We start from the raw sequence: 20,281 nt of genomic DNA, 5'->3' as shown, positions 1-20,281 counted from the left end.
CCATTCCTCATTGCTTCAGCTCACTTTTTTTGCCATCTACTTCATTCTTTTTCAAACTTGCAGAAGCAAGATGAACTGCAAAACCATTTGCATATCGCAAATCGACTGCATCTACTCGATTCGCCCACTTCTCTTGTACTTGTGGCCAATATTTAAATAAACGCGCCACACGTTCTTCCGTTAAATTTTTATCAGAGCTTTCCTCATCACGACCAAACTCTACTTTCATTCCATTTGAGAGCTTGACATGCCATGCATAACGTTCAGTCAGCGCAAGGCTCGTGACTTCTGCACCCCAAGGCTTAAACCAGTTATTGGCTTTTTCATAAAGACTCATTACCTCTTTGCCTGCATCTTCAGGACCAGAGAAGTCGACTAAACGCACATCCTCACTCACCTCAGAAACACGTCCAGCAAAGAGCTCGCCATGGGTATTCATCAGGGTGTGGCTATCAGCGCCGCCCCAAGTCCCAAAAGGCTTCTGCTCTTCAATGCTCACCACTAGACCATTTGGCCAAACACGGCGGACATTGGCATGTCGTACCCAAGGCATGCTTTCAAAGCCTCTCTTCACATCCTCTAAGCGAACGCTAAAGAAATTACCTTGCACGGTTTCTAGAACCTGCTGCTTAACAATAGGCTTATTAATATGTTTCAAGGTTTGGCCGGCAACTGGCTCAATTTGAATCTGCTTCAAAGCAAAGACCGGTCGTTGACTAAGCCAAACTAAGATACCAATCACGAGCATCACTACAAAGCAACGCAGCAGGAAACGACTCAGCTTCTCCATCCGCTCTGAATGATTCCAAAGCGGAGACATCAACATAGAGAAAATTTCACCGAAACGGTCCATAAAGTTACTCATGCAGCAGCGCCCTCTTTTTGCTGCAATGTTTGACTGAGTAGCCAAAGCACTAAGTCTGCATATTCGATACCAGCAGCCTTGGCAGCCATTGGCACCAAAGAGTGAGAAGTCATTCCTGGGGAGGTATTCATTTCCAATAAGTAAGGCTTGCCGGTCTTTTGATCCAGCATCACATCAGCACGTCCCCATGTACGACAACCCAAGGCCTTATATGCAGCCAAGGCTAATTCCTGAACAGCGGCATTAACTTCAGGCGCTAGACCAGTAGGGCATAAGTACTGAGTTTCGTCAGAGAAATACTTATTATGAAAATCGTAATTTGCTTGCGGTGGAATAATTTTGATCACCGGTAATGCTTCAGCTGTTTTACCCTGACCAACTAATGGGCAGGTTAATTCGTCTCCAATAATGCAAGTCTCTGCAATTACTTTTTTATCTAGTCCAGCTGCAAGTTTGTAAGCAGCCGGTAACTCGTCTACTGACTTCACTTTTGTTAAGCCTAAAGAAGATCCCTCATGGGCCGGCTTCACAATCAAGGGCAAACCTAGATGGTTTACAACTGCATTCCAATCGCTATCAGCAGTTAACTCTTCATACTCAGGAGTAGCAAGTCCATTACTAATCCATACTTGCTTGGTGACAATTTTGTCGATTGCTAGAGCAGAGGCCAAAACACCACTACCTGTGTAAGGCAAGCCTAATAACTCCAGCAATCCTTGGATGGTTCCATCTTCACCAAAACGACCATGTAAAGAAATAAATACGCGATCAAAGTTTTCTTTTGCCAATTCAGTAGGGCAACGTAAACCGGTATCAAAAGGGTGGGCATCAACTCCTTTTGACCTCAAAGCTTCTAATACGCCATTACCAGACATGAGAGAGATTTCTCTCTCGCCAGATTTACCACCCAGCAAAACGCCCACACGGCCAAAAGACTTCGGCTCCAAGCTAGCTAAGCTAGACTGAACGCGTTCGCCCCAGGAGCCCAAATTAACACCTGCTTTAGACATGCTTTGCCTCCGACAACGTGTGTGGCAAAGTAGAAATTGATCCTGCACCCATCGTGATTAATACATCTCCATCTTTTAAAACTTGACTCAATTTTTCTGGCATCTCTGCAATGTTTGCAGCATATGCCACTGCGCTCGAATCCAATAAGGCTTTGGAATTCTTATCTTCAGTAATAGCAGCTTTTATCAAGCTCTTACTATCAGCACCTGGAATTTTTGCTTCGCCCGCTGGATACACATCAGTCAGCACTAAGGCATCAAAATTTTTGAGGACTTGAACAAACTCACCGAAGCAATCACGCGTTCTAGTAAATCGGTGCGGCTGGAATGCTAATACCAAGCGACGATCTGGGTAAGCACCTCTCGCTGCAGCTAAGGTTGCAGCCATTTCTACTGGGTGATGGCCGTAATCATCGATCAAGGTAAAGCTACCGCCAGATGCCAAAGGAATCTCTCCATAACGCTGGAAGCGACGACCAACACCACCAAACTCAGACAGGGCCTTCATAATTGCTTCATCACCCACACCCAACTCTGTCGCTATACCAATAGCAGCCAAGGCATTACAGACGTTATGTAAGCCCGGTAAATTCAGGGTGATATTTAGTGGGCCTGGTTTATTGCCATGCCTACGCACCGTACGACGGTCAACCGTGAAGTGCATCTGTGTACCATCCGCACGAACATTACTTGCGCGAATATCTGCATCCTCTGATAAACCGTAGCGAAGTACTGGCTGAGATACAAATGGAATAATGTCGCGCACATTAGCATCATCAATACAAAGTACTGCTACGCCATAAAAAGGCATGCGCTGAATGAACTGAACAAATGCCTGCTTCAATCTAGCCATATCGTGCTGATAGGTATCCATATGATCAGCATCAATATTAGTTACCACTTCCATGGCTGGAAATAATTGTAAGAAGGAGGCATCTGATTCATCCGCCTCAACCACAATAAAATCTCCACGCCCCAAGCGCGCATTCGCGCCTGCGGAATTTAGTTTTCCACCAATCACAAATGTAGGATCTAGGCCGCCTTCAGCCAAGACGGATGCAACCAAACTAGTAGTAGTTGTTTTCCCGTGCGTTCCAGCAATCGCAATACCTTGCTTTAGACGCATCAACTCACCCAACATTACTGCGCGCTGAATCACTGGAACCTTCGCCGCGCGTGCAGCCAATACTTCTGGATTGTTTCCTGCAACTGCAGTGGAAATAACTACTGCCTCTGCCGTACCAATATTTTTAGGGTCATGCCCAATATGAATGACTGCGCCCAGCTCTCTAAGGCGTTTAGTGACTGCACCATCAGCTAAGTCTGACCCTGAAACTTGGTAACCCAAGTTCAAAAGCACTTCAGCGATGCCGCTCATGCCAGCACCGCCGATACCGATAAAGTGAATTTGCTGAACGATATGCTTCATTTACCTACCCCCGCACAATCTGCACATACTTCAGCCACTCGCTGTGTCGCATGTGGCTTTGCTAAAGCATGCGCACGGAATGCCATCTCTTTTAATTCTGTGCGATTGAAGTTTTGAATCATCATTGCTAAATCTTGTGGATTAAGTAATGGCTGCGGCAATAAAACCGCTGCGCTGGCATTTGATAAAAATTGCGCATTCGCAGTTTGATGATCATCAATCGCAAATGGGAAAGGAATAAGACAAGAGGCAACGCCACAAGCTGCTATTTCAGAAACTGTCATGGCGCCTGAACGACAAATCACCAAATCGGCTTGTGCATACGCAGCGGGCATATCATCAATAAAAGGACGAATATCTGCTGTTACACCTAAGTCAGCATATCGCTTCTGCAGGTCAGCCAAATGCCTATCACCCGCCTGATGAACGACTTTGGGACGTGACTCCACTGGAATTAATGCCAGAGCAGCCGGAATATTTTCATTAAGGGCAGCAGCACCCAAGCTACCACCCACCACTAAGACAGATAAAGGCCCCTGGCGCTGGTCATAGCGTGCTACAGGCGCTAGCATCTGATCAAATTCTTCCCGAATCGGATTGCCTACCCACTCTGCATGATCCATTGTCTTAGGGAATCCAGTGAGAGTCCGCATTGCAATTTTGCTTAGTGCCCGATTAGCACTACCAGCAACTGAATTCGCTTCATGCAAAACCAATGGATACTTCAAAAACTTGGTGATTAAACCGCCAGGGAAAGTAATGTAGCCGCCCATTCCTAAAACAACATTCGGTTTTAGGCGACGCATAATCTTCCAGCTTTGGTAGCAAGCACGCATGAGATTCATGGGCAACATCAACTTTGCTTTTAATCCCTTGCCACGCAGGCCGCCGAACTCGACCGCCTCAAATGGAAAGTTGCAAGACTTCACGAGGCGATACTCCATGCCAGCTTTATTACCTAACCAAGAGACGTTCCAACCGCAAATCCGCAAATATTCAGCGACAGCGAGGCCTGGAAAGATATGTCCACCAGTACCACCAGCCATCACCAAAATTGAGGGTTTAGTCAAAGCTTGCCTCCGCGCATGAGGATGCGATTTTCAAAATCAATTCGCAACAACATTGCTACAGCGACAGCATTCATCAAAATTCCAGAACCGCCGTAACTTACCAATGGCAAGGTCAAGCCTTTCGTTGGAAGTAGGCCAAGGTTCACACCCATATTGATGAAGGCCTGCCAACCAATCCAAATTGCAACGCCTTTAGCAGCAAGGCCGGCAAAGCTACGATCCAACTGCAAAGCGGTACGGCCAATTAAGAACGCGCGACGAACGATCCAATAAAACAAGAAGATCATTACGACCACACCAACAAATCCTAATTCTTCGCCAATGACGGCCATGATGAAATCGGTATGCGCCTCTGGTAAGTAATGCAATTTTTCTACACTACCACCAAGTCCCGTACCAAACCATTCGCCACGACCAAATGCCATCAATGAATGGGTTAATTGATAGCCTTTATTGGCGGCGTTATCTACTTGCCATGGATCCATAAAGGCCAACATGCGTCCGCGACGGAATGGCGAGAGTGCAATCATAGTTGCACCACTCATCAAACCAACCAGAATCAAGCCGCCAAATAATTTAGCGTTGATGCCACCCAAAAAGAGAATGCCGAATGCAATTAAGGCAACTACCACGAATGCACCCATGTCTGGCTCAGCCATCAGCAGACCACCTACTAGAGCAACTGCAATACCCATCGGCAGCATACCCTTCACAAAGGAATGGAGATACTCCTGGCGTTGAACGGTATAACTTGCTGCAAAGATCACGGCAGCAAATTTCATCAACTCGGATGGCTGAAAGTTCATCAAACCTAAAGGAATCCAACGCTTCGCACCATTCACACCCTTACCTATTCCAGGAATTAGAACGGCGATCAGCAATAAGACGGTAAATCCGAAAATGACTGGTGAATAACGATCCCATACCTTAGTAGGAATCTTAAAAGCCCAGATGCCAACGCCAATCGCAATCGCCAAAGAAATCACGTGACGAATGAGGAAAAAATTACTGCTGTAGTTTGCATACTTGGGTCCATCGGCCAATGTAATGGAGGCGGAATACACCATTACAAGACCAATTAACATCAGCGACAGAATTGCCCATACCAGCAACTGGTCATAATCCATCATGCGCGAACGCGTTTGCTCTACGCCAGAAACAGCATCACGCAAGCCAGTGCGGAAGTTATCAATTCCACCCCTTGAAAAATTCCAGAAGCGATTCAGGCCAAGTCGATTTTCAGGAAAGAATTTTTCTTTTAAGCTCATGCCTGTACCCCTTCAAAGCGCATGCCTAACTCTTCAACCTCTGCAGCAAATACATGGGCACGCTCAACATAGTCATGGAACTGGTCTAAGCTTGCACAGGCTGGAGACAACAATACCAAGTCTCCGGATACCGCATGACTGGCAGCAGCTTGAACTGCAGAAATTAAATCGCCACAATTTGTGCTTTGAATTCCAGAGCCAAGAGCCTCACCAATTGCAGCGCCATCTTTGCCAATGAGGAAGGCGCCCTTCACAAAACGTAAAGCGGGTTCACGTAACGGGCTGAAATCTTGACCTTTTCCATCGCCACCAGCAATCAACCAAATGCGTTTTCCAGACTCGTTGCTACCTAGGCCATTCAATGCAGCAACAGTCGCGCCTACATTAGTGCCCTTGCTGTCATCTACGTATTCAACGTCTTTAACAATCGCGATACTTTGCACACGATGCGGCTCACCATGGTAATCACGCAAGCCATGTAGGAGTGCGTTCATTGGTAAATTAGCGGCACGTGCTAAGGCGAGGGCCGCTAGCGCATTTAATGCATTATGTCGACCACGTATTCTTAAGGCATCCGCCGGAATTAAACGCTTCAAGCGCAACGGTTCCTCTTCTTCAACTACCGCAGATTTACGACGACGCTTAGGCTTGGGCTCAACGTCTTCATCTACTTCAGCCCATACCAGCCAATCAATTCCACCCGCACGTAAATCGTGCTCAATTCCGAAAGCACCTTGCTCATCTGGGCGATTTGAGCCAAAGGTCACGATAGCTCTCTCTGCTTTTTGCTCTTCAGACAGCAGCCCCATTACAAGAGAATCATCGCGATTCAGAATACAAACTGTATCAACACCAAATATCCGTGACTTTGCTTGTGCATAGGCTTGCATATCGCCATGCCAATCTAAATGGTCTTGAGTAATATTCAATACCGTTGCTGCTGTAGCATTCAAGGTATGGGTGTAAATCAACTGAAAGCTGGATAACTCTAAGACCCAAACATCTGGCATATCCACGATTTGATCGGCAATATCCAAGCAACTCATCAACTTTTCTAAGGCAGCAGGGCTAATATTTCCTGCAACAGCAACCTTCTTGCCAGCACGCTCACAGAGTTGTCCGGTTAATGCGGTGGTAGTTGTTTTACCGTTGGTGCCAGTGACAGCCAATACTGCAGCTGCATAACTCATCTCTTGCGCTTGTGCCATACGACTTAAAGCAGAAATTGCGCGAGCAAAAAATTCAATCTCACTCCACACATCGATTTCAGCCTGCTCTGCCTTAACCAAGAAAGCATAGGTTGGGTCTTGCACCGGAGAAAGTCCCGGACTAATACCAACCACATCAATATTGTTGAGTAAGCTCTCATCTAAAGGGCCGAAACAAATATCTTTGAGGCCTGCAATCCGAAGTTCTTCCAGCCAGGCATTTTGACGTGGAGTAAAAGAGGATTGATCACGCGTATCTGCCAAGCGGACTTCTGCACCATTTCGCAGGCACCACTTCACCATAGCTACGCCAGACTCACCTAATCCCAAAATAAGGAATCGGTTTGGAGCTTGGTAACCTTCATCACTCATGAAGGCAGCATTTGCAAAGGTATTTTCTAAAATCAACATATTTACTTTTGGATCACCGTAACTTCAAGCTAGATAAGCCAATTAAGACTAGGAGGATAGTAATGATCCAGAAACGCACAACCACTTGCGTCTCCTTCCAACCACCCAATTCAAAATGATGATGCAATGGCGCCATCCGGAAAATACGACGACCCTCTCCAAAATGCTTTTTAGTGAGCTTGAACCAAAATACTTGCAGCATTACCGAAACAGTTTCAGCAACAAAAATGCCACCCATCACAAACAACACAATTTCTTGACGCACAATCACGGCGATAGTGCCAAGGGCTCCGCCCAAAGCGAGTGCTCCTACATCACCCATAAATACTTGTGCTGGGTGTGTGTTGTACCAAAGGAAGGCTAAGCCAGCGCCACCCATGGCGCCACAGAAAATCATTAGCTCGCCAGCACCTGGGATGTAGGGGAAAAGGAGGTACTTTGCATAAATTGCATTACCCATCACATAAGCAAAAGCACCCAAAGCAGCGCCCACTAAGATGACCGGCATGATGACAAGGCCGTCCAGGCCATCGGTCAAGTTCACTGCATTACTGCTACCTACAATTACTAGATAGCTCAAAATAATGAAGCCCATCACGCCTAATGGATAGCTCACCTCTTTTATGAAAGGCAATAGCAAATTGGTTTTTGCAGGCAGATCTAAAGCAAATCCGCTTCTTAGCCAGTCATAAAATAATTGCAACACCTTAAGGTTATTCACTTCCGACACGGAGAATGCAAGATAGATGGCAGCAAATAAACCAATTAAGGTTTGCCAGAAGAACTTTTCTCTTGAGGCCATGCCTTTAGGGTCTTTGTAAACAACCTTGCGGTAGTCATCTACCCAGCCCACCAAACCAAATCCAAAGGTCACGATCATCACAATCCAAATAAATCGGTTGCTGAGATCAGCCCACAACATGCAAGAGATAAAGATACCAATCAAAATCAAAACACCGCCCATGGTTGGGGTGCCAGATTTCACTAAATGGGTTTGTGGCCCATCTGTGCGGACTGCCTGACCAATCTTCAGAGCGCTTAATTTACGAATCACCCAAGGTCCAGCAGCCAAACCAATCAATAATGCAGTCACAGTTGCCATCACCGCCCTGAAAGTGATGTAGTTGAAGACTCGGAAGAATCCGAAATCATCTTGCAGCCATTGCGCTAACATTAAGAGCATGTTTTAGCCTCCTCTAACAAGGCCTGCACTACACGCTCCATGCGCATAAACCGTGAACCTTTAACCAAAATATTTAAGTGTTGATTGCCACCGCTAGACTGGGCATGCAAAGCATCTCTCAATTGCATGATGAGAATATCCATATCGGCAAAATGCATCGCACTAGATGCAGTCGCGCTATTACCAACAGTCTCATTAAATCCCTGAAGAGCAAATTGGCACTGTTCCCCCAATACAAATAGCTTTGAAACTCCCTGCTCAGCAGCATAAGCGCCCACCTCTCGATGGAACTCAGGACCCTGATTGCCAACCTCACCCATATCACCCAAAATTAACCAAGATAAATTACCTGATTGCTTTAAAGCATCGATAGCAGCCCTTACAGAATCTGGGTTGGCGTTATAGCTATCGTCAATTAAGGTGTGATTTGAATCAATCACCTTTGCTTGCATGCGCCCATTTACTGGGGAGAATGATTCGAGACCCTGCTTAATCTTTTCAAGACTTATACCTGCTGCGACACCAACAGCACTTGCAGCTAACGCATTGCGAACATTGTGACTACCCAAAGCATTTAACTGAACTTCAATAACCCCTTGTTCGGTTTGTATCTGTACGAGCCCATTACTTAATAGACTTCCAGTTACAGCTGCCGATAGTTTGGTCTGCGCAGATGACAATACAAAATCGATGACCTTGCGGCCTGCAGCAGCCTGACGCCAAACGCTTGAGAATTCTGAGTCTGCTGGAAATACAGCAATGCCATCACTTGGCAAGGCACGAATTGCGTCAGAGTGCTCTTCTGCTACTGCCGCTACCGTAGCCATGAACTCTTGATGCTCGCGCTGGGCATTATTAATTAATGCAATATTCGCTTGCGCGATAGCAGCCAACTGCGCCGTTTCACCGGGATGATTCATCCCAAGCTCAACCACAGCAAGGCGATCTGTTGCGCGCAATTTCAACAGCGTTAATGGCAAACCAATATCGTTATTCAGATTTCCTTTGGTAACCAAAGTATGTTGCTCGCCAACCGCGGCTTTAAAAATTGAAGCGATCATCTCTTTAACGGTGGTTTTACCATTACTACCAGTAACCAATGCCAAAGGAATGGGGTGATTAGCCCGCCATGCTTTTGCTAAATTTCCTAAACCAACACGCGTGTTCGAAACGCAAATAGCAGGTAAGTCCGGCGGACATTTATCTTGGGCACTGATTAGGGCAGCACTAGCACCTGCTTTAGCGACATCGGATAAAAAGTCATGCGCATCAAAGCGCTCACCAACTAAAGCGACAAAGAATTCATTGCGATCGATCTGGCGACTATCAGTGCCCACTCGAGAAATCGATATTTCCTGAGCAGCCTCTGCAGAAGTATTCAATAATTTACTTCCAGGTAACATTGCCTGCGCTTGTGCAAGGGTGGTCATGATAGACATCAGACTCCGCCTCCAGCGGCTAAGCGAATATGTTCTTGATCAGAAAAATCAAATTTCTTGCCATTGATTTCTTGAGTAGTTTCATGACCCTTGCCAGCAACTAAAACAATATCGCAATCAGCTGCATGACGAATTGCGGCCATGATGGCAGAAGCACGATCAGCAATCACTTGAATGTTCTGCGCGTCCCTACTAATACCACTGCGCACCATTTGCATGATGGCCTGTGGGTCTTCAGAGCGAGGGTTATCACTTGTAATCAAAATATGATCGGCATTGCGCTCTGCGACAGCACCCATTAGCGAACGCTTACCAGCATCGCGATCACCGCCACATCCAAATACGCACCAAATTTTTCCGCCGCGCTGCTCAGCAATAGGACGCAATGCTTGTAAGGTTTTTTCTAAGGCATCCGGTGTATGCGCGTAATCCACAACCGCTAACAAGCCCTCTGTCTTTTGAGCTTTACCCAAAGGAATTAACTCCATACGACCAAGCACTGGATTTAATTGACTGACTTTTTGAGCAGCCACTTCACAGCCCATACCCTGTGAAAGCAATATTGTCCATACCGCAAGCGCATTACTTAAATTAAATTCGCCTAACAAAGGAATATGCAATTGAGCACTTCCCACTCCATCACAAATAAAACTTGCGTTGTAGCCCGCCCCACTCAACAAAATATCTTTTGTATAGTTACGGGATAAACGATCACCAAATTTTTCAAAGCCTTGGAATGCGGATTGAGACAATGCATATGCCCAAACCTTTAAGTCGTCTTTTGCCAATAAATTCATGGCAAGCTCACGACCAAAAGCATCGTCTAAGTTAATCACTGCGTGCTCAAGGCTAGCTTGCTGAAATAACTTAGCCTTTGCTTCAGCGTAATCGACCATGTTGCCGTGGTAGTCCAAATGATCCTGCGTCAGATTCGTGAAGACTGCGCAGTGAATTTCTGTACCAGCGATTCTCTCTTGATGCAAAGCGTGTGAAGATACTTCCATCGCCACTTGTTTCGCCCCGGCATTGCGTAATTCCGCTAGCTGAGTTTGTAATTTAGGAGCATCTGGAGTGGTATAGCCAGTTTGAACTAATGCACCAGGGAATCCAGAACCTAAAGTTCCCAAGACTGCAGTCCGATGATTGCTAGTATCTAAAGCTTGAGCTAACCACTGCGTGATACTAGTCTTGCCATTAGTGCCGGTAACACCAATGACTTTTAATTCTTTACTTGGATGGCCATACCATTGTGCGCATAGCTCACCCGCTTTTACAGCAAGGCTTTCAACAGCAAAACATTGCGGATGATCTAAAAATTGCTCATCCATGCCTGCTGGATCGAATACTACTGCGGCCGCTCCACTATCTAATGCAGCATCAATAAATTGACGACCATCGCGCAAGGCATTGCCATGACCTACTGGATAGGCAAAAAAGATATCGCCAGACTGAATCTGGCGACTATCCGCACATACTTTTGCGGAGGAGTTCGCTAGCGTATGTAAGTGGTCAATCAAATGATTGGTGTCTATTTTCAAATCCACCCTCATCGTTTCAAAACCACATGTTGAGCCTGTGCAGCTGCCGGCCGAATTTCTTCTGGAGCCTTGTCCTCCAACACCATTTGCTTAACTTTGTTGTCTGGCAAAACATTCAATGAACGCAACGTCTCCCCAACAATTGTCGAGAACACGGGTGCCGCAACATCACCACCGTAGTGACTTCCGCCAGTAGGCTCATCAATCATTACTGCTACAACAATACGTGGCGCGCTAATGGGGGCAAGTCCAGCAAAGTAAGCACGATACGAATTGCCATATCCCTTGCCAACTAATTTATGGGCAGTACCTGTTTTTCCGCCAACACGATAACCTTCGGCCTGCGCCTTGATTGCAGTGCCACCAGGCTCAGTAACTGCCTCCATCATGTTGCGCATTTCAATGGCGGTTTTTGGTGAAAGCACTTTAACGCCTGGCTTGAACTCAGGGCTACGCTCAATAGTCAGGGGGACTAATTCGCCATCACGCGCGAAGACTGTATATGCACGCGCCACCTGAAAGAGTGACGCAGAAATACCGTAGCCAAATGCAATACGCGCCTGATCGGTAGGCATCCATTTTTTGAAAGGATGCACCGTGCCTGCTACAGCACCAGGGAAACCAATTTTCGGCGCTTGTCCCAAACCAACGGCAGTATAAAAATCCCACATTTCTTCAGCGGAGAGATTATTCATTGCAATCTTTGCAGTACCGATGTTGCTCGACTTTTGAATAATTTGTGCGACTGTTAGATTTCCATAAGGATGGGTATCTGTAATAGGCTTAGGACCTACTAAATATTTCGCACCAATGACCATATTGGTATCCGGCTTAACTACGCCTTTTTCCAAAGCAATTGAAATGGTTAATGGCTTCATTGTTGAGCCAGGCTCAAAGGTGTCGGTCAATACGCGATTACGCAATTGCTCGCCTGTTAAATACCTTCGATCATTTGGGTTGTAGCTTGGGTAATTTGCCAATGCCAGAATCTCGCCCGTTTGGGTATCGAGCACTACAGCGCCACCTGCTTTGGCATGATGCTTTTCAACCGCATCCTTTACAGCGTTATAGGCCAAGAACTGAATCTTACTATCAATAGATAGATTTAAATCTTTTCCATTTTGCGGCAACTGTAAGATCGCAACATCTTCAACAACACGACCTAAGCGGTCAACTACCACACGTCTTTGACCAGGATGACCGGCAAGCTCATTCTCGCGGGAAAGCTCCATGCCTTCCTGACCTTTGTCATTCACATTCGTAAAGCCAACCACGTGCGCCATTGCTTCGCCTTCTGGGTAGAAGCGACGATACTCATTGTTCAAGCCAATACCAGGGATCTCTAACTGTTTAATTTGCTGCGCTACAACCGGGTCTACTTGACGCTTTAGGAAGACCTGCTTGCGTTCTTCTTTGAGCTTCTTGCGTAGCTCGACTTCACTCATTTGTAAAAGGCTTGCCAATTTCTGCACTTTGTCTGCAGCCAAGTCATCTGGAACCGTGTCGTTATAAGCAATCACCGACTTAGCTTCTAAGCTCGTTGCAATCACCTGACCATTACGATCCAAAATTTTTCCGCGACTAGCGGGTAGCTCTAATTCGCGCTGAGTGCCACGCACGCCCTTGGCTTCATAGAATGCATTTCCTGGGCCCTGAATCCAAAACGCACGTAACAACAGCATCATGAACACAAAAAACAAAAGGAATAGCATCAAGCGCGACCGCCACATTGGCAGACGCAATACTAAATTTGGCGTAGTAGAGAATCCAACCGGCCTCATTTAGCCTCCTTCAAGTACAAAGTACGCTCAGGAGAAATAGGCGCCATATGCAATTGGTTACGGGCAACATCACGAATACGTGCAGACTTCGAAAGATTACGCTGCTCATACTCCAAGCGTAGCCAGTCTTGGTTTAACTTACGTTCTTCTATCTGTGCGCGCTCCTGAAGAATGAATAATTTTCGCGCACGCTGCTGAGCTGCAACCAGAGATAGGGCACAAATCAATAGCAATGCGAGCAGAGTCAAGGTAGCGCGATTCATGCAGATGCTCCCATGCGCTTTTCAGCCACACGCATGATTGCTGAGCGGGCGCGAGGATTCTCAGACACTTCTGCATCGCTTGGCTTAATACGACCAATAATTTCAAGCGCACTCTGTGGCAAATCTTTTTCACGCACCGGTAAACCGCGAGGGACTTCTACTTTTGCATGCGCTTGCATGAACTGCTTCACGATGCGATCTTCTAGCGAATGAAAGCTAATTACCGCAAGTCTTGCGCCCGGCTTTAACAATTTCAAAGCCGCCTTTAAACCAAGCTCTAAATCTTCTAACTCTCGATTAATAAAAATACGCAATGCCTGGAAGGTTCTTGTTGCGGGATCTTGACCAGCCTCGCGCGTACGCACTACGCCCGCAACTAGACTTGCCAACTGAGTAGTTGTTTTGGGGGAAAGCCCTTCTTCTCGCTTAGCCACAATGGCTTTTGCGATCTGAAATGCAAAGCGCTCTTCTCCGTAAGTCTTAATCACGTGAGTGATTTCCTCCGGTGGGGCCTGCTCCAACCACTCTGCTGCAGTTAAACCATGGTCGGTATTCATGCGCATATCGAGCGGACCTTCTCGACGAAATGAAAATCCCCGATGCGCTTCGTCCACTTGGGGTGAACTGATCCCCAAATCCAACAAAATTCCATCGACCGATTCCGCTTCCGCGTACTGGTCCATCTGCGCAAAACTGTCGTGCACAATTTTTAATCGTGGGTCGTTGATTTTTTGCGCTACTGCAATCGCGTCCAGATCCTTGTCGAAGGAAATCATGCGCGCGGAGGGATTCAACTCCTTGAGCAAAGCCTGGGTGTGACCGCCGCGCCCGAAGGTTCCATCGATTACCAAAATTTTGTTTGCTGCACTTTGATTTTGAATCAGCGGACCGCCAACCAGCGCTGTCACCGCCTCGGCCAGCAACACTGGGCGATGAGTTATGTTCATGGCACCCTGTCATCAAAAATTAAATTGCTTGAGTGCTTCAGGCATGCCTTGTGCAATCGCAGCCTGTTCTTTTGCAGCGTATGTAGCTGCGTCCCACAACTCCAAGTGACTTCCCATGCCAAGCAAAATCACTTCTTTTTCAATCCCTGCAGCAGCGCGCAACTCTGGACTCACCAGTACGCGACCAGCGCCATCCAAATCTATCTCTGCTGCGTTACCTAAAAAAATACGGCGCCACCAATGGGCATCCATCGGAAGTTGCGCAACTCTTGCTCTGAAGGTTTCCCACTCTGGTCTTGGGAAAAGAAGTAAGCACCCATCGGGGTGTTTTGTAAGCGTGATTCGGCCCTCACCCTGCACCAACAAGGCGTCACGATGCTTAGCCGGCACAGACATGCGGCCTTTTGCATCCAAATTGAGAGCTGACGCACCTTGAAACACCATTTACCCCACTTTTTCACACTTCCTCCCACTTTAGAGGATCACACTAAGAGGGTCAAGTGTTTTTAGGAGTTTTTTTAGGAATTTCTCTAGTGTTTACAAACACTTAGCGTCATGTGTTGAGAAAATGGTGATAATAAAATAGCTACTTGAAACAATGGCTTGGAAAATATACTTAAGAATAGATCTTAGCTATTTGGTTAGATAATACCTAAATATACTGTATTTAAAAACAGTAATGCCCAACAAAATATATCAAAATTAATCAGGGGTGAATTTCAAGAATTACACCTTACTTCCGTTTTAAATTTTGTAAGCAGTAGTAGTCATTACCTTAGACATCGCCTGCATTATTTTTTGAATGGGTTCTGGCAAATTTACACCGCCAGCACTTTTTGCAGCTTGTCCGTGAGCAATTTCATCAACTCGCATTTGATCCACAATTGCGCGTGAGCGTTGATCTTCTTTTGGTAATTTTTCTAGATGACTTTCCAAGTGGTTCTCGACTTGTTTTTCTGTTTCGGCAACAAAACCTAAACTCCACTTATCACCCGCTAAGCCTGCTGCCAAGCCGATTACAAAGGATCCTGCATACCAAAGTGGGTTGAGATAACTAGTATGTGACCCGAGCTCTTGAAGACGAGTTTCACACCATGCTAGATGATCCATTTCTTCTTGCCCGGAGTGCTCTAACATCTCCTGAATTTCAGGATTTCGAGCAACCAATTTTTGCGATTGATAGAGCGCTTGCGCACAAACTTCACCCACATGATTTACTCGCATGAGTCCTGCTGCATGTTTTCGTTCAACAGCATCCAAACTAGAATTTCCCCCAAAATCAGATCCTGGGGTAGGTCTATGTGCATGAGCGCCTCCGACCACCGACCGAAGGGCAGTATCAAACTCTAGAATGAAACGATCTATTGGAGACATGCGTGTAGGAAGTTAAACTAAAACCTCTGCTTTGCAGCTTTGTTTGGTCTTTAAACCCAGCTCTGCCAAAAGCTCACGGTCTTGTTCTGCCTCGGGATTACCGGTAGTGAGTAATTGCTCGCCATAGAAAATCGAGTTAGCACCAGCCATGAAACACATGGCCTGAACCGCCCTACCAAGCTCCTGACGACCAGCAGATAAACGAACGCGAGCTTTAGGCATCGTGATCCTAGCAACCGCAATCGTTCTCACAAACTCCAGTGGGTCCAAAGGCTTTTGCTCAGCCAATGGCGTACCGGCAACTGGCACCAAATGATTGATAGGAACCGATTCTGGATAGGGGCTTAAATTGGCTAGGCGGGCCAAAAATGCAGCGCGCTGCTGTCTAGACTCACCCATACCTACGATACCGCCACAACAAACAGACATACCAGCGGCCCGAACATTGGATATCGTGTCTAAACGGTCTTGGTAACCTCGAGTTGAAATCACAGAGCGATAAAAATCCTCGCTGGTGTCTAAGTTGTGGTTATAAAAGTCTAGGCCCGCCTCTTGCAGTGCTTGAGCTTGATCAGCCTCCAGCATGCCTAGGGTGGCACAGGTTTCCAGACCCAAGGCTTTAACGCCCTTGATCATGGCAGTCACTTTTTCAATATCGCGGTCTTTGGGTTCGCGCCAAGCGGCCCCCATACAAAAACGGTTAGAACCGGCGGCTTTAGCGGCTTTAGCGGCCTCTAAAACCTCTTCTAAGCCCATTAACTTCTCAGCCTTAACATCGGTGTCGTAACGAGCGGCTTGTGGGCAGTAACCACAATCTTCAGGACAACCGCCCGTCTTAATGGATAGCAGCGTGGCTAATTCCACATCACCCTCTGGGAAATAAGCCTTATGAGTCTCTTGAGCCTTCAGCATCAATTCATTTAAAGGGAGTGCAAATAAGGCTTCAATTTGAGCCACTGACCACTCGCCAGATGCCTCTGCACCTGCGTTTACGCCCTGATGCAAATCCGCCTTGGATTTGAATTGGGTTAAGGGTTTTTCAACGGTTTGAGTGTCCTGCATGGGTAAATTCCAGAAAATGAGGGGATTCAAGACATAAACATAACAGATACAAGCCTGAATTTGGAAAAACTAGTGGTCAAATATCAAACATGAAGGTTATTTCTGATTTAAACCAAGCCCCCCTCGTTGATCGCAGCCTTGCAGCCGTTTGGCACCCATGCACTCAGATGAAACAGCATGAGTCCTTTCCTCTGGTTGCCATTACAAACGGTAAGGGTGCTTGGCTCTATGACGAAAACGGAAAAGCATTGCTCGACTCCATTAGTTCTTGGTGGACCAATTTATTTGGTCACTCCAACCCGCGCATCAATCAAGCCATTACCGCGCAACTCGAAAAAATTGAGCATGTAATGCTCGCCGGTTTTACACATCCTCCTGTAGTGGAGTTATCTGAAAAACTAGCGGCACTCACCAATCACAATTTAGGCCATGTCTTTTACGCCTCCGATGGTGCTTCTGCAGTAGAAATAGCGCTCAAGATGAGTCACCACTACTGGCAACTCAACGGCAAACCACAAAAGAAAAAATTTGTGTGCTTAGAAAATGGTTATCACGGAGAAACGCTTGGCGCCTTGGCAGTAACTGATGTTGCTATTTTTCGGGAAGCCTATGGATCACTATTGCAAGATGTATTCACCATTGCATCACCCGATGCACGCAAAGCAAAAGCTGGTGAGAGCGCTGAAGATGTAGCAAGACATGCAGCAAAAAAACTTGAAGAATTATTTGCAATAGAACATGACAATATTGCCGCCATCATTGTCGAGCCTTTAGTGCAGTGCGCAGGGCAAATGGCCATGCACTCTCCGGAGTATCTGCGTTTAGTAAGGGATTTATGTAATCGCTATGAAGTACATCTGATTGCAGATGAGATTGCGGTGGGCTGTGGGCGGAGCGGTAAGTTCTTTGCCTGCGAACATGCTGGCGTATGGCCAGACTTCTTGACTCTGTCTAAAGGTATTAGCGGTGGCTATCTTCCGCTATCACTCTGCCTTACTACAGACCAGATATATCAAGCCTTTTATGGCGATCAAACTCAGCAAGGATTTTTGCATTCTCATTCCTATACCGGCAATCCACTAGCTTGTGCTGCTGCACTGGCTTGTCTAGAGATTTTCGAAACTGACAAAGTCTTAGAAAAAAATATTGAGCGCTCAAAGGATTTGGCAAGTGCGTTTGCATGGGCAAAAATAGATACCCGAATTGAGCATTGGCGCCAACAAGGAATGATCTTGGCATTTGATATCAAGCATGAGTTTCTAAAAAATCCTAAGATGTTTGCGCGAAACATGTTTTCAAACTGTTTAGGTGAAGGCGTGTTGATCAGACCAATCGGCAACACTATCTACGTCATGCCGCCGTATATTTTGTCTCCATCAGAAACTGCGCAACTGGGTAATGCTGTGCAAGTTGCCCTTGAGAAAACTCTGGCATGACAAACTCATATCAGGCCTTAAAGTTAGCACAAGAGCAGATTGCAGATCTTGAGTCGCAATTGCTCAAACGCAAACTCAGAGCAACTACATCGCCATGTGATACCAAAGCCATAGTCGATGGACGGGAGCTGAAAGCATTCTGTAGCAATGACTATTTAGGACTAGCGAACCATCCTGAATTAATTCAAGCGCTTGCGGAAGGCGGTAAAAAGTATGGGGTAGGTAGTGGCGCCTCCCATCTCATTAGCGGTCACAGCATGGCCCATGAGCTACTTGAAAACCAATTGGCCTCTTTTCAAAAGCAGCACATTCCGAATGCGCGCGCCCTATTTTTTAGTACCGGCTATCTCGCCAACCTTACCGCCATCACTAGCCTAGCAAGACTGGGGCCACAAAAATCGACCAGCATTTATTCCGCAAAGCTCAATCATGCCTCTTTAATTGATGGGATTCGTTTAGCGGCTGCGCAGACTCAAGCAAATGTCGCCCTGTTTGATCACACACAACTTGATTCATTAGAAGAATTACTGAAAACAGATCAACATCCACTGAAGATCATTGTTACTGATGGTGTCTTTAGTATGGATGGTGACCTTGCTCCAGTTGAGGAATTATTAAAACTTGCTGAGCAATACGATGCACTGTTACTCGTAGATGATGCTCACGGTTTCGGAGTGTTAGGTAAACAAGGTCATGGCATTTTGGAGCAGGAAAATATCTGCTCTGATCGCATTATTTATATTGGCACACTTGGAAAGGCTGCGGGCGTAAGCGGCGCTTTTGTTTGTGCACAAGCCACTTTTATTGAGTGGCTCATTCAAAAGGGTCGCCCTTTTATTTACAGCACCGCAACGCCACCTGCGATAGCACATACACTTTCAAAAAGTTTGCAGATCATCGATGGGGATGAGGGCAGCAATCGCCGCATTCATCTCAACAAACTAATTGGTATATGGCAAGTTGAAATGCAATTTACTCAATGGGAAAAAGTGTCCTCTTGTACTGCCATTCAGCCTGTCATATTGGGCAGCAATGCCAACGCCCTGCTCGCTGCTAAGTTACTTGATGATGCTGGCTATTGGATTCCAGCCATTCGCCCCCCTACCGTACCCAATGGTAGCGCAAGATTACGCATTACATTCTCTGCAAACCATAGCGAATCAGATTTGCGTCAGCTCATTGGTGCTTTGAAAGCCATTGAGCAAGCAGTCATTCAAAAGGGTTCTCATGAGTAAGTCCACGGGCCTTTTTGTCACTGGCACAGACACCGAGGTTGGAAAAACGTTGGTGAGCGGTGCTCTCATTCTGAAATTGCGCGAACAGGGAATCAATGCGATTGGTTTTAAACCGGTTGTTGCTGGAACTTATCAAGATGCACAAGGCCACACTCTGAATGAAGATTTAGAGACGCTGCGCATCGCCTCAAAGCTCAGCTCCAAGGAGTTAAGTTTGTGTCCTTATGTATTAGATCGGCCTGCTGCCCCACATTTAGTAGCGGCACATCAAGGTCTAAAACTTGAAATGAGTGTGATCTTGCAGGGTTTTCAGAACATTCAAAATCAAGCAGATTGCGTTGTAGTTGAAGGTGCTGGCGGCTTAATCGTCCCTCTCAATGATCAGGAAGATTTAGCGATGTTCGCTCAAGAAATTAAATTACCCATCATCCTGGTGGTCGGCATGAAATTAGGCTGCATCAATCACGCCCTCCTGACCTATGAGGCAATCAAATCTCGCCATTTAAATACTGCAGGATGGGTAGCGAACACCCTATCCACCGAAATGCCATTGATTGATGAAAATATTCAGACTTTGCAAGCCAAAATAGATGCCCCATTTTTAGGCCTCATTCCAGCACTTCCACAAGGGCTCCAAAAAGCCGATAACAGCCCATATTCAATTGAAGCGCTGAATTTTGCTGCAAAGCACATTCAATTGCCCAACAATTAACTGGCAGTAATTTCGCACAAAAGACATCTCCAAAGACTTTCGGATAAGAT

18 protein-coding genes are annotated in these 20,281 nt (G+C 46.3%); 3 read left to right on the top strand and 15 right to left on the bottom strand.

The genetic code is table 11. The annotated features are described in order from the left end of the window. Positions 1 to 7: 7 nt before the first annotated feature. The 15 genes from ICN39_RS01105 to bioB all read right to left on the bottom strand — a co-directional run bounded on the left by ICN39_RS01105 (position 8) and on the right by bioB (position 16,848). Complete coding sequence (locus ICN39_RS01105; protein WP_216232292.1) at positions 8 to 865, bottom strand: cell division protein FtsQ/DivIB; 858 nt, start codon at positions 863 to 865, stop codon at positions 8 to 10. Further along, positions 862 to 1,875: a D-alanine--D-alanine ligase gene (locus ICN39_RS01100; RefSeq protein WP_216232291.1), complete on the bottom strand. Its 1,014-nt coding sequence runs from the start codon at positions 1,873 to 1,875 to the stop codon at positions 862 to 864. The genes ICN39_RS01105 and ICN39_RS01100 overlap by 4 nt, the downstream gene beginning before the upstream one ends. Next, the gene (gene murC / locus ICN39_RS01095) at positions 1,868 to 3,304 is read right to left on the bottom strand and encodes a UDP-N-acetylmuramate--L-alanine ligase (RefSeq protein WP_216232290.1); all 1,437 of its coding nucleotides are present in this window, start codon (positions 3,302 to 3,304) and stop codon (positions 1,868 to 1,870) included. The genes ICN39_RS01100 and murC overlap by 8 nt, the downstream gene beginning before the upstream one ends. Further along, positions 3,301 to 4,374 carry an undecaprenyldiphospho-muramoylpentapeptide beta-N-acetylglucosaminyltransferase gene (gene murG, locus ICN39_RS01090; protein WP_216232289.1) on the bottom strand — a complete coding sequence of 358 codons (1,074 nt, stop codon included), beginning with the start codon at positions 4,372 to 4,374 and terminating at the stop codon, positions 3,301 to 3,303. Before murG ends, murC begins: the two co-directional genes overlap by 4 nt. Beyond that, the gene (gene ftsW / locus ICN39_RS01085; protein WP_216232288.1) at positions 4,371 to 5,642 is read right to left on the bottom strand and encodes a putative lipid II flippase FtsW; all 1,272 of its coding nucleotides are present in this window, start codon (positions 5,640 to 5,642) and stop codon (positions 4,371 to 4,373) included. The genes murG and ftsW overlap by 4 nt, the downstream gene beginning before the upstream one ends. Beyond that, positions 5,639 to 7,222 carry a UDP-N-acetylmuramoyl-L-alanine--D-glutamate ligase gene (gene murD, locus ICN39_RS01080; protein WP_216232408.1) on the bottom strand — a complete coding sequence of 528 codons (1,584 nt, stop codon included), beginning with the start codon at positions 7,220 to 7,222 and terminating at the stop codon, positions 5,639 to 5,641. Before murD ends, ftsW begins: the two co-directional genes overlap by 4 nt. Positions 7,223 to 7,274: 52 nt before the next feature. Beyond that, positions 7,275 to 8,444 (bottom strand): phospho-N-acetylmuramoyl-pentapeptide-transferase, encoded by a 1,170-nt coding sequence (mraY, locus tag ICN39_RS01075; protein ID WP_216232287.1) that lies wholly within the window; start codon positions 8,442 to 8,444, stop codon positions 7,275 to 7,277. Further along, positions 8,435 to 9,883 carry a UDP-N-acetylmuramoyl-tripeptide--D-alanyl-D-alanine ligase gene (murF, locus tag ICN39_RS01070; protein ID WP_216232286.1) on the bottom strand — a complete coding sequence of 483 codons (1,449 nt, stop codon included), beginning with the start codon at positions 9,881 to 9,883 and terminating at the stop codon, positions 8,435 to 8,437. Before murF ends, mraY begins: the two co-directional genes overlap by 10 nt. After that, the gene (locus tag ICN39_RS01065) at positions 9,883 to 11,433 is read right to left on the bottom strand and encodes a UDP-N-acetylmuramoyl-L-alanyl-D-glutamate--2,6-diaminopimelate ligase (protein WP_216232285.1); all 1,551 of its coding nucleotides are present in this window, start codon (positions 11,431 to 11,433) and stop codon (positions 9,883 to 9,885) included. Before ICN39_RS01065 ends, murF begins: the two co-directional genes overlap by 1 nt. Next, the gene (locus ICN39_RS01060) at positions 11,430 to 13,202 is read right to left on the bottom strand and encodes a penicillin-binding protein 2 (RefSeq protein WP_216232284.1); all 1,773 of its coding nucleotides are present in this window, start codon (positions 13,200 to 13,202) and stop codon (positions 11,430 to 11,432) included. Before ICN39_RS01060 ends, ICN39_RS01065 begins: the two co-directional genes overlap by 4 nt. Next, complete coding sequence (ftsL, locus tag ICN39_RS01055) at positions 13,199 to 13,465, bottom strand: cell division protein FtsL (protein WP_216121536.1); 267 nt, start codon at positions 13,463 to 13,465, stop codon at positions 13,199 to 13,201. Before ftsL ends, ICN39_RS01060 begins: the two co-directional genes overlap by 4 nt. After that, the gene (rsmH, locus tag ICN39_RS01050; RefSeq protein ID WP_216232283.1) at positions 13,462 to 14,412 is read right to left on the bottom strand and encodes a 16S rRNA (cytosine(1402)-N(4))-methyltransferase RsmH; all 951 of its coding nucleotides are present in this window, start codon (positions 14,410 to 14,412) and stop codon (positions 13,462 to 13,464) included. Before rsmH ends, ftsL begins: the two co-directional genes overlap by 4 nt. A gap of 12 nt (positions 14,413 to 14,424) precedes the next feature. Then, positions 14,425 to 14,853 (bottom strand): division/cell wall cluster transcriptional repressor MraZ, encoded by a 429-nt coding sequence (gene mraZ, locus ICN39_RS01045; protein ID WP_216121756.1) that lies wholly within the window; start codon positions 14,851 to 14,853, stop codon positions 14,425 to 14,427. A gap of 303 nt (positions 14,854 to 15,156) precedes the next feature. Further along, positions 15,157 to 15,786 (bottom strand): 2-polyprenyl-3-methyl-6-methoxy-1,4-benzoquinone monooxygenase, encoded by a 630-nt coding sequence (gene coq7 / locus ICN39_RS01040; protein WP_216232282.1) that lies wholly within the window; start codon positions 15,784 to 15,786, stop codon positions 15,157 to 15,159. Positions 15,787 to 15,798: 12 nt separating this feature from the next. Next, on the bottom strand, positions 15,799 to 16,848 hold the full coding sequence (gene bioB / locus ICN39_RS01035) for a biotin synthase BioB (protein ID WP_216232281.1): 1,050 nt from the start codon (positions 16,846 to 16,848) through the stop codon (positions 15,799 to 15,801). Positions 16,849 to 16,937: 89 nt separating this feature from the next. Between bioB and bioA the strand changes: the two genes are divergently transcribed. From bioA to bioD, 3 genes are read left to right on the top strand one after another with little or no spacing between them, the layout of a single operon-like run. Then, a complete protein-coding gene (gene bioA, locus ICN39_RS01030) occupies positions 16,938 to 18,284 on the top strand; it encodes an adenosylmethionine--8-amino-7-oxononanoate transaminase (RefSeq protein ID WP_216232280.1) in 1,347 nt (448 codons plus the stop codon). Further along, on the top strand, positions 18,281 to 19,519 hold the full coding sequence (gene bioF, locus ICN39_RS01025) for an 8-amino-7-oxononanoate synthase (RefSeq protein ID WP_216232279.1): 1,239 nt from the start codon (positions 18,281 to 18,283) through the stop codon (positions 19,517 to 19,519). The genes bioA and bioF overlap by 4 nt, the downstream gene beginning before the upstream one ends. Next, positions 19,512 to 20,231: a dethiobiotin synthase gene (bioD, locus tag ICN39_RS01020; protein WP_216232278.1), complete on the top strand. Its 720-nt coding sequence runs from the start codon at positions 19,512 to 19,514 to the stop codon at positions 20,229 to 20,231. Before bioF ends, bioD begins: the two co-directional genes overlap by 8 nt. Positions 20,232 to 20,281 lie beyond the last annotated feature (50 nt).

Source organism: Polynucleobacter sp. AP-Reno-20A-A9 (genome assembly GCF_018882085.1).
Taxonomy (GTDB): domain Bacteria; phylum Pseudomonadota; class Gammaproteobacteria; order Burkholderiales; family Burkholderiaceae; genus Polynucleobacter.
This window is presented reverse-complemented; position numbering and strand designations above follow the sequence as displayed.

What these genes read in the sequence shown, in the direction of transcription:
- ICN39_RS01105 (WP_216232292.1), bottom strand. Translation starts at nt 865, where the DNA reads ATGAGTAACTTTATGGACCGTTTCGGTGAAATTTTCTCTATGTTGATG.
- ICN39_RS01100 (WP_216232291.1), bottom strand. Translation starts at nt 1,875, where the DNA reads ATGTCTAAAGCAGGTGTTAATTTGGGCTCCTGGGGCGAACGCGTTCAG.
- murC (WP_216232290.1), bottom strand. Translation starts at nt 3,304, where the DNA reads ATGAAGCATATCGTTCAGCAAATTCACTTTATCGGTATCGGCGGTGCT.
- ftsW (WP_216232288.1), bottom strand. Translation starts at nt 5,642, where the DNA reads ATGAGCTTAAAAGAAAAATTCTTTCCTGAAAATCGACTTGGCCTGAAT.
- murD (WP_216232408.1), bottom strand. Translation starts at nt 7,222, where the DNA reads ATGAGTGATGAAGGTTACCAAGCTCCAAACCGATTCCTTATTTTGGGA.
- mraY (WP_216232287.1), bottom strand. Translation starts at nt 8,444, where the DNA reads ATGCTCTTAATGTTAGCGCAATGGCTGCAAGATGATTTCGGATTCTTC.
- murF (WP_216232286.1), bottom strand. Translation starts at nt 9,883, where the DNA reads ATGTCTATCATGACCACCCTTGCACAAGCGCAGGCAATGTTACCTGGA.
- ICN39_RS01065 (WP_216232285.1), bottom strand. Translation starts at nt 11,433, where the DNA reads ATGAGGGTGGATTTGAAAATAGACACCAATCATTTGATTGACCACTTA.
- ICN39_RS01060 (WP_216232284.1), bottom strand. Translation starts at nt 13,202, where the DNA reads ATGAGGCCGGTTGGATTCTCTACTACGCCAAATTTAGTATTGCGTCTG.
- ftsL (WP_216121536.1), bottom strand. Translation starts at nt 13,465, where the DNA reads ATGAATCGCGCTACCTTGACTCTGCTCGCATTGCTATTGATTTGTGCC.
- rsmH (WP_216232283.1), bottom strand. Translation starts at nt 14,412, where the DNA reads ATGAACATAACTCATCGCCCAGTGTTGCTGGCCGAGGCGGTGACAGCG.
- coq7 (WP_216232282.1), bottom strand. Translation starts at nt 15,786, where the DNA reads ATGTCTCCAATAGATCGTTTCATTCTAGAGTTTGATACTGCCCTTCGG.
- bioB (WP_216232281.1), bottom strand. Translation starts at nt 16,848, where the DNA reads ATGCAGGACACTCAAACCGTTGAAAAACCCTTAACCCAATTCAAATCC.
- bioA (WP_216232280.1), top strand. Translation starts at nt 16,938, where the DNA reads ATGAAGGTTATTTCTGATTTAAACCAAGCCCCCCTCGTTGATCGCAGC.
- bioF (WP_216232279.1), top strand. Translation starts at nt 18,281, where the DNA reads ATGACAAACTCATATCAGGCCTTAAAGTTAGCACAAGAGCAGATTGCA.
- bioD (WP_216232278.1), top strand. Translation starts at nt 19,512, where the DNA reads ATGAGTAAGTCCACGGGCCTTTTTGTCACTGGCACAGACACCGAGGTT.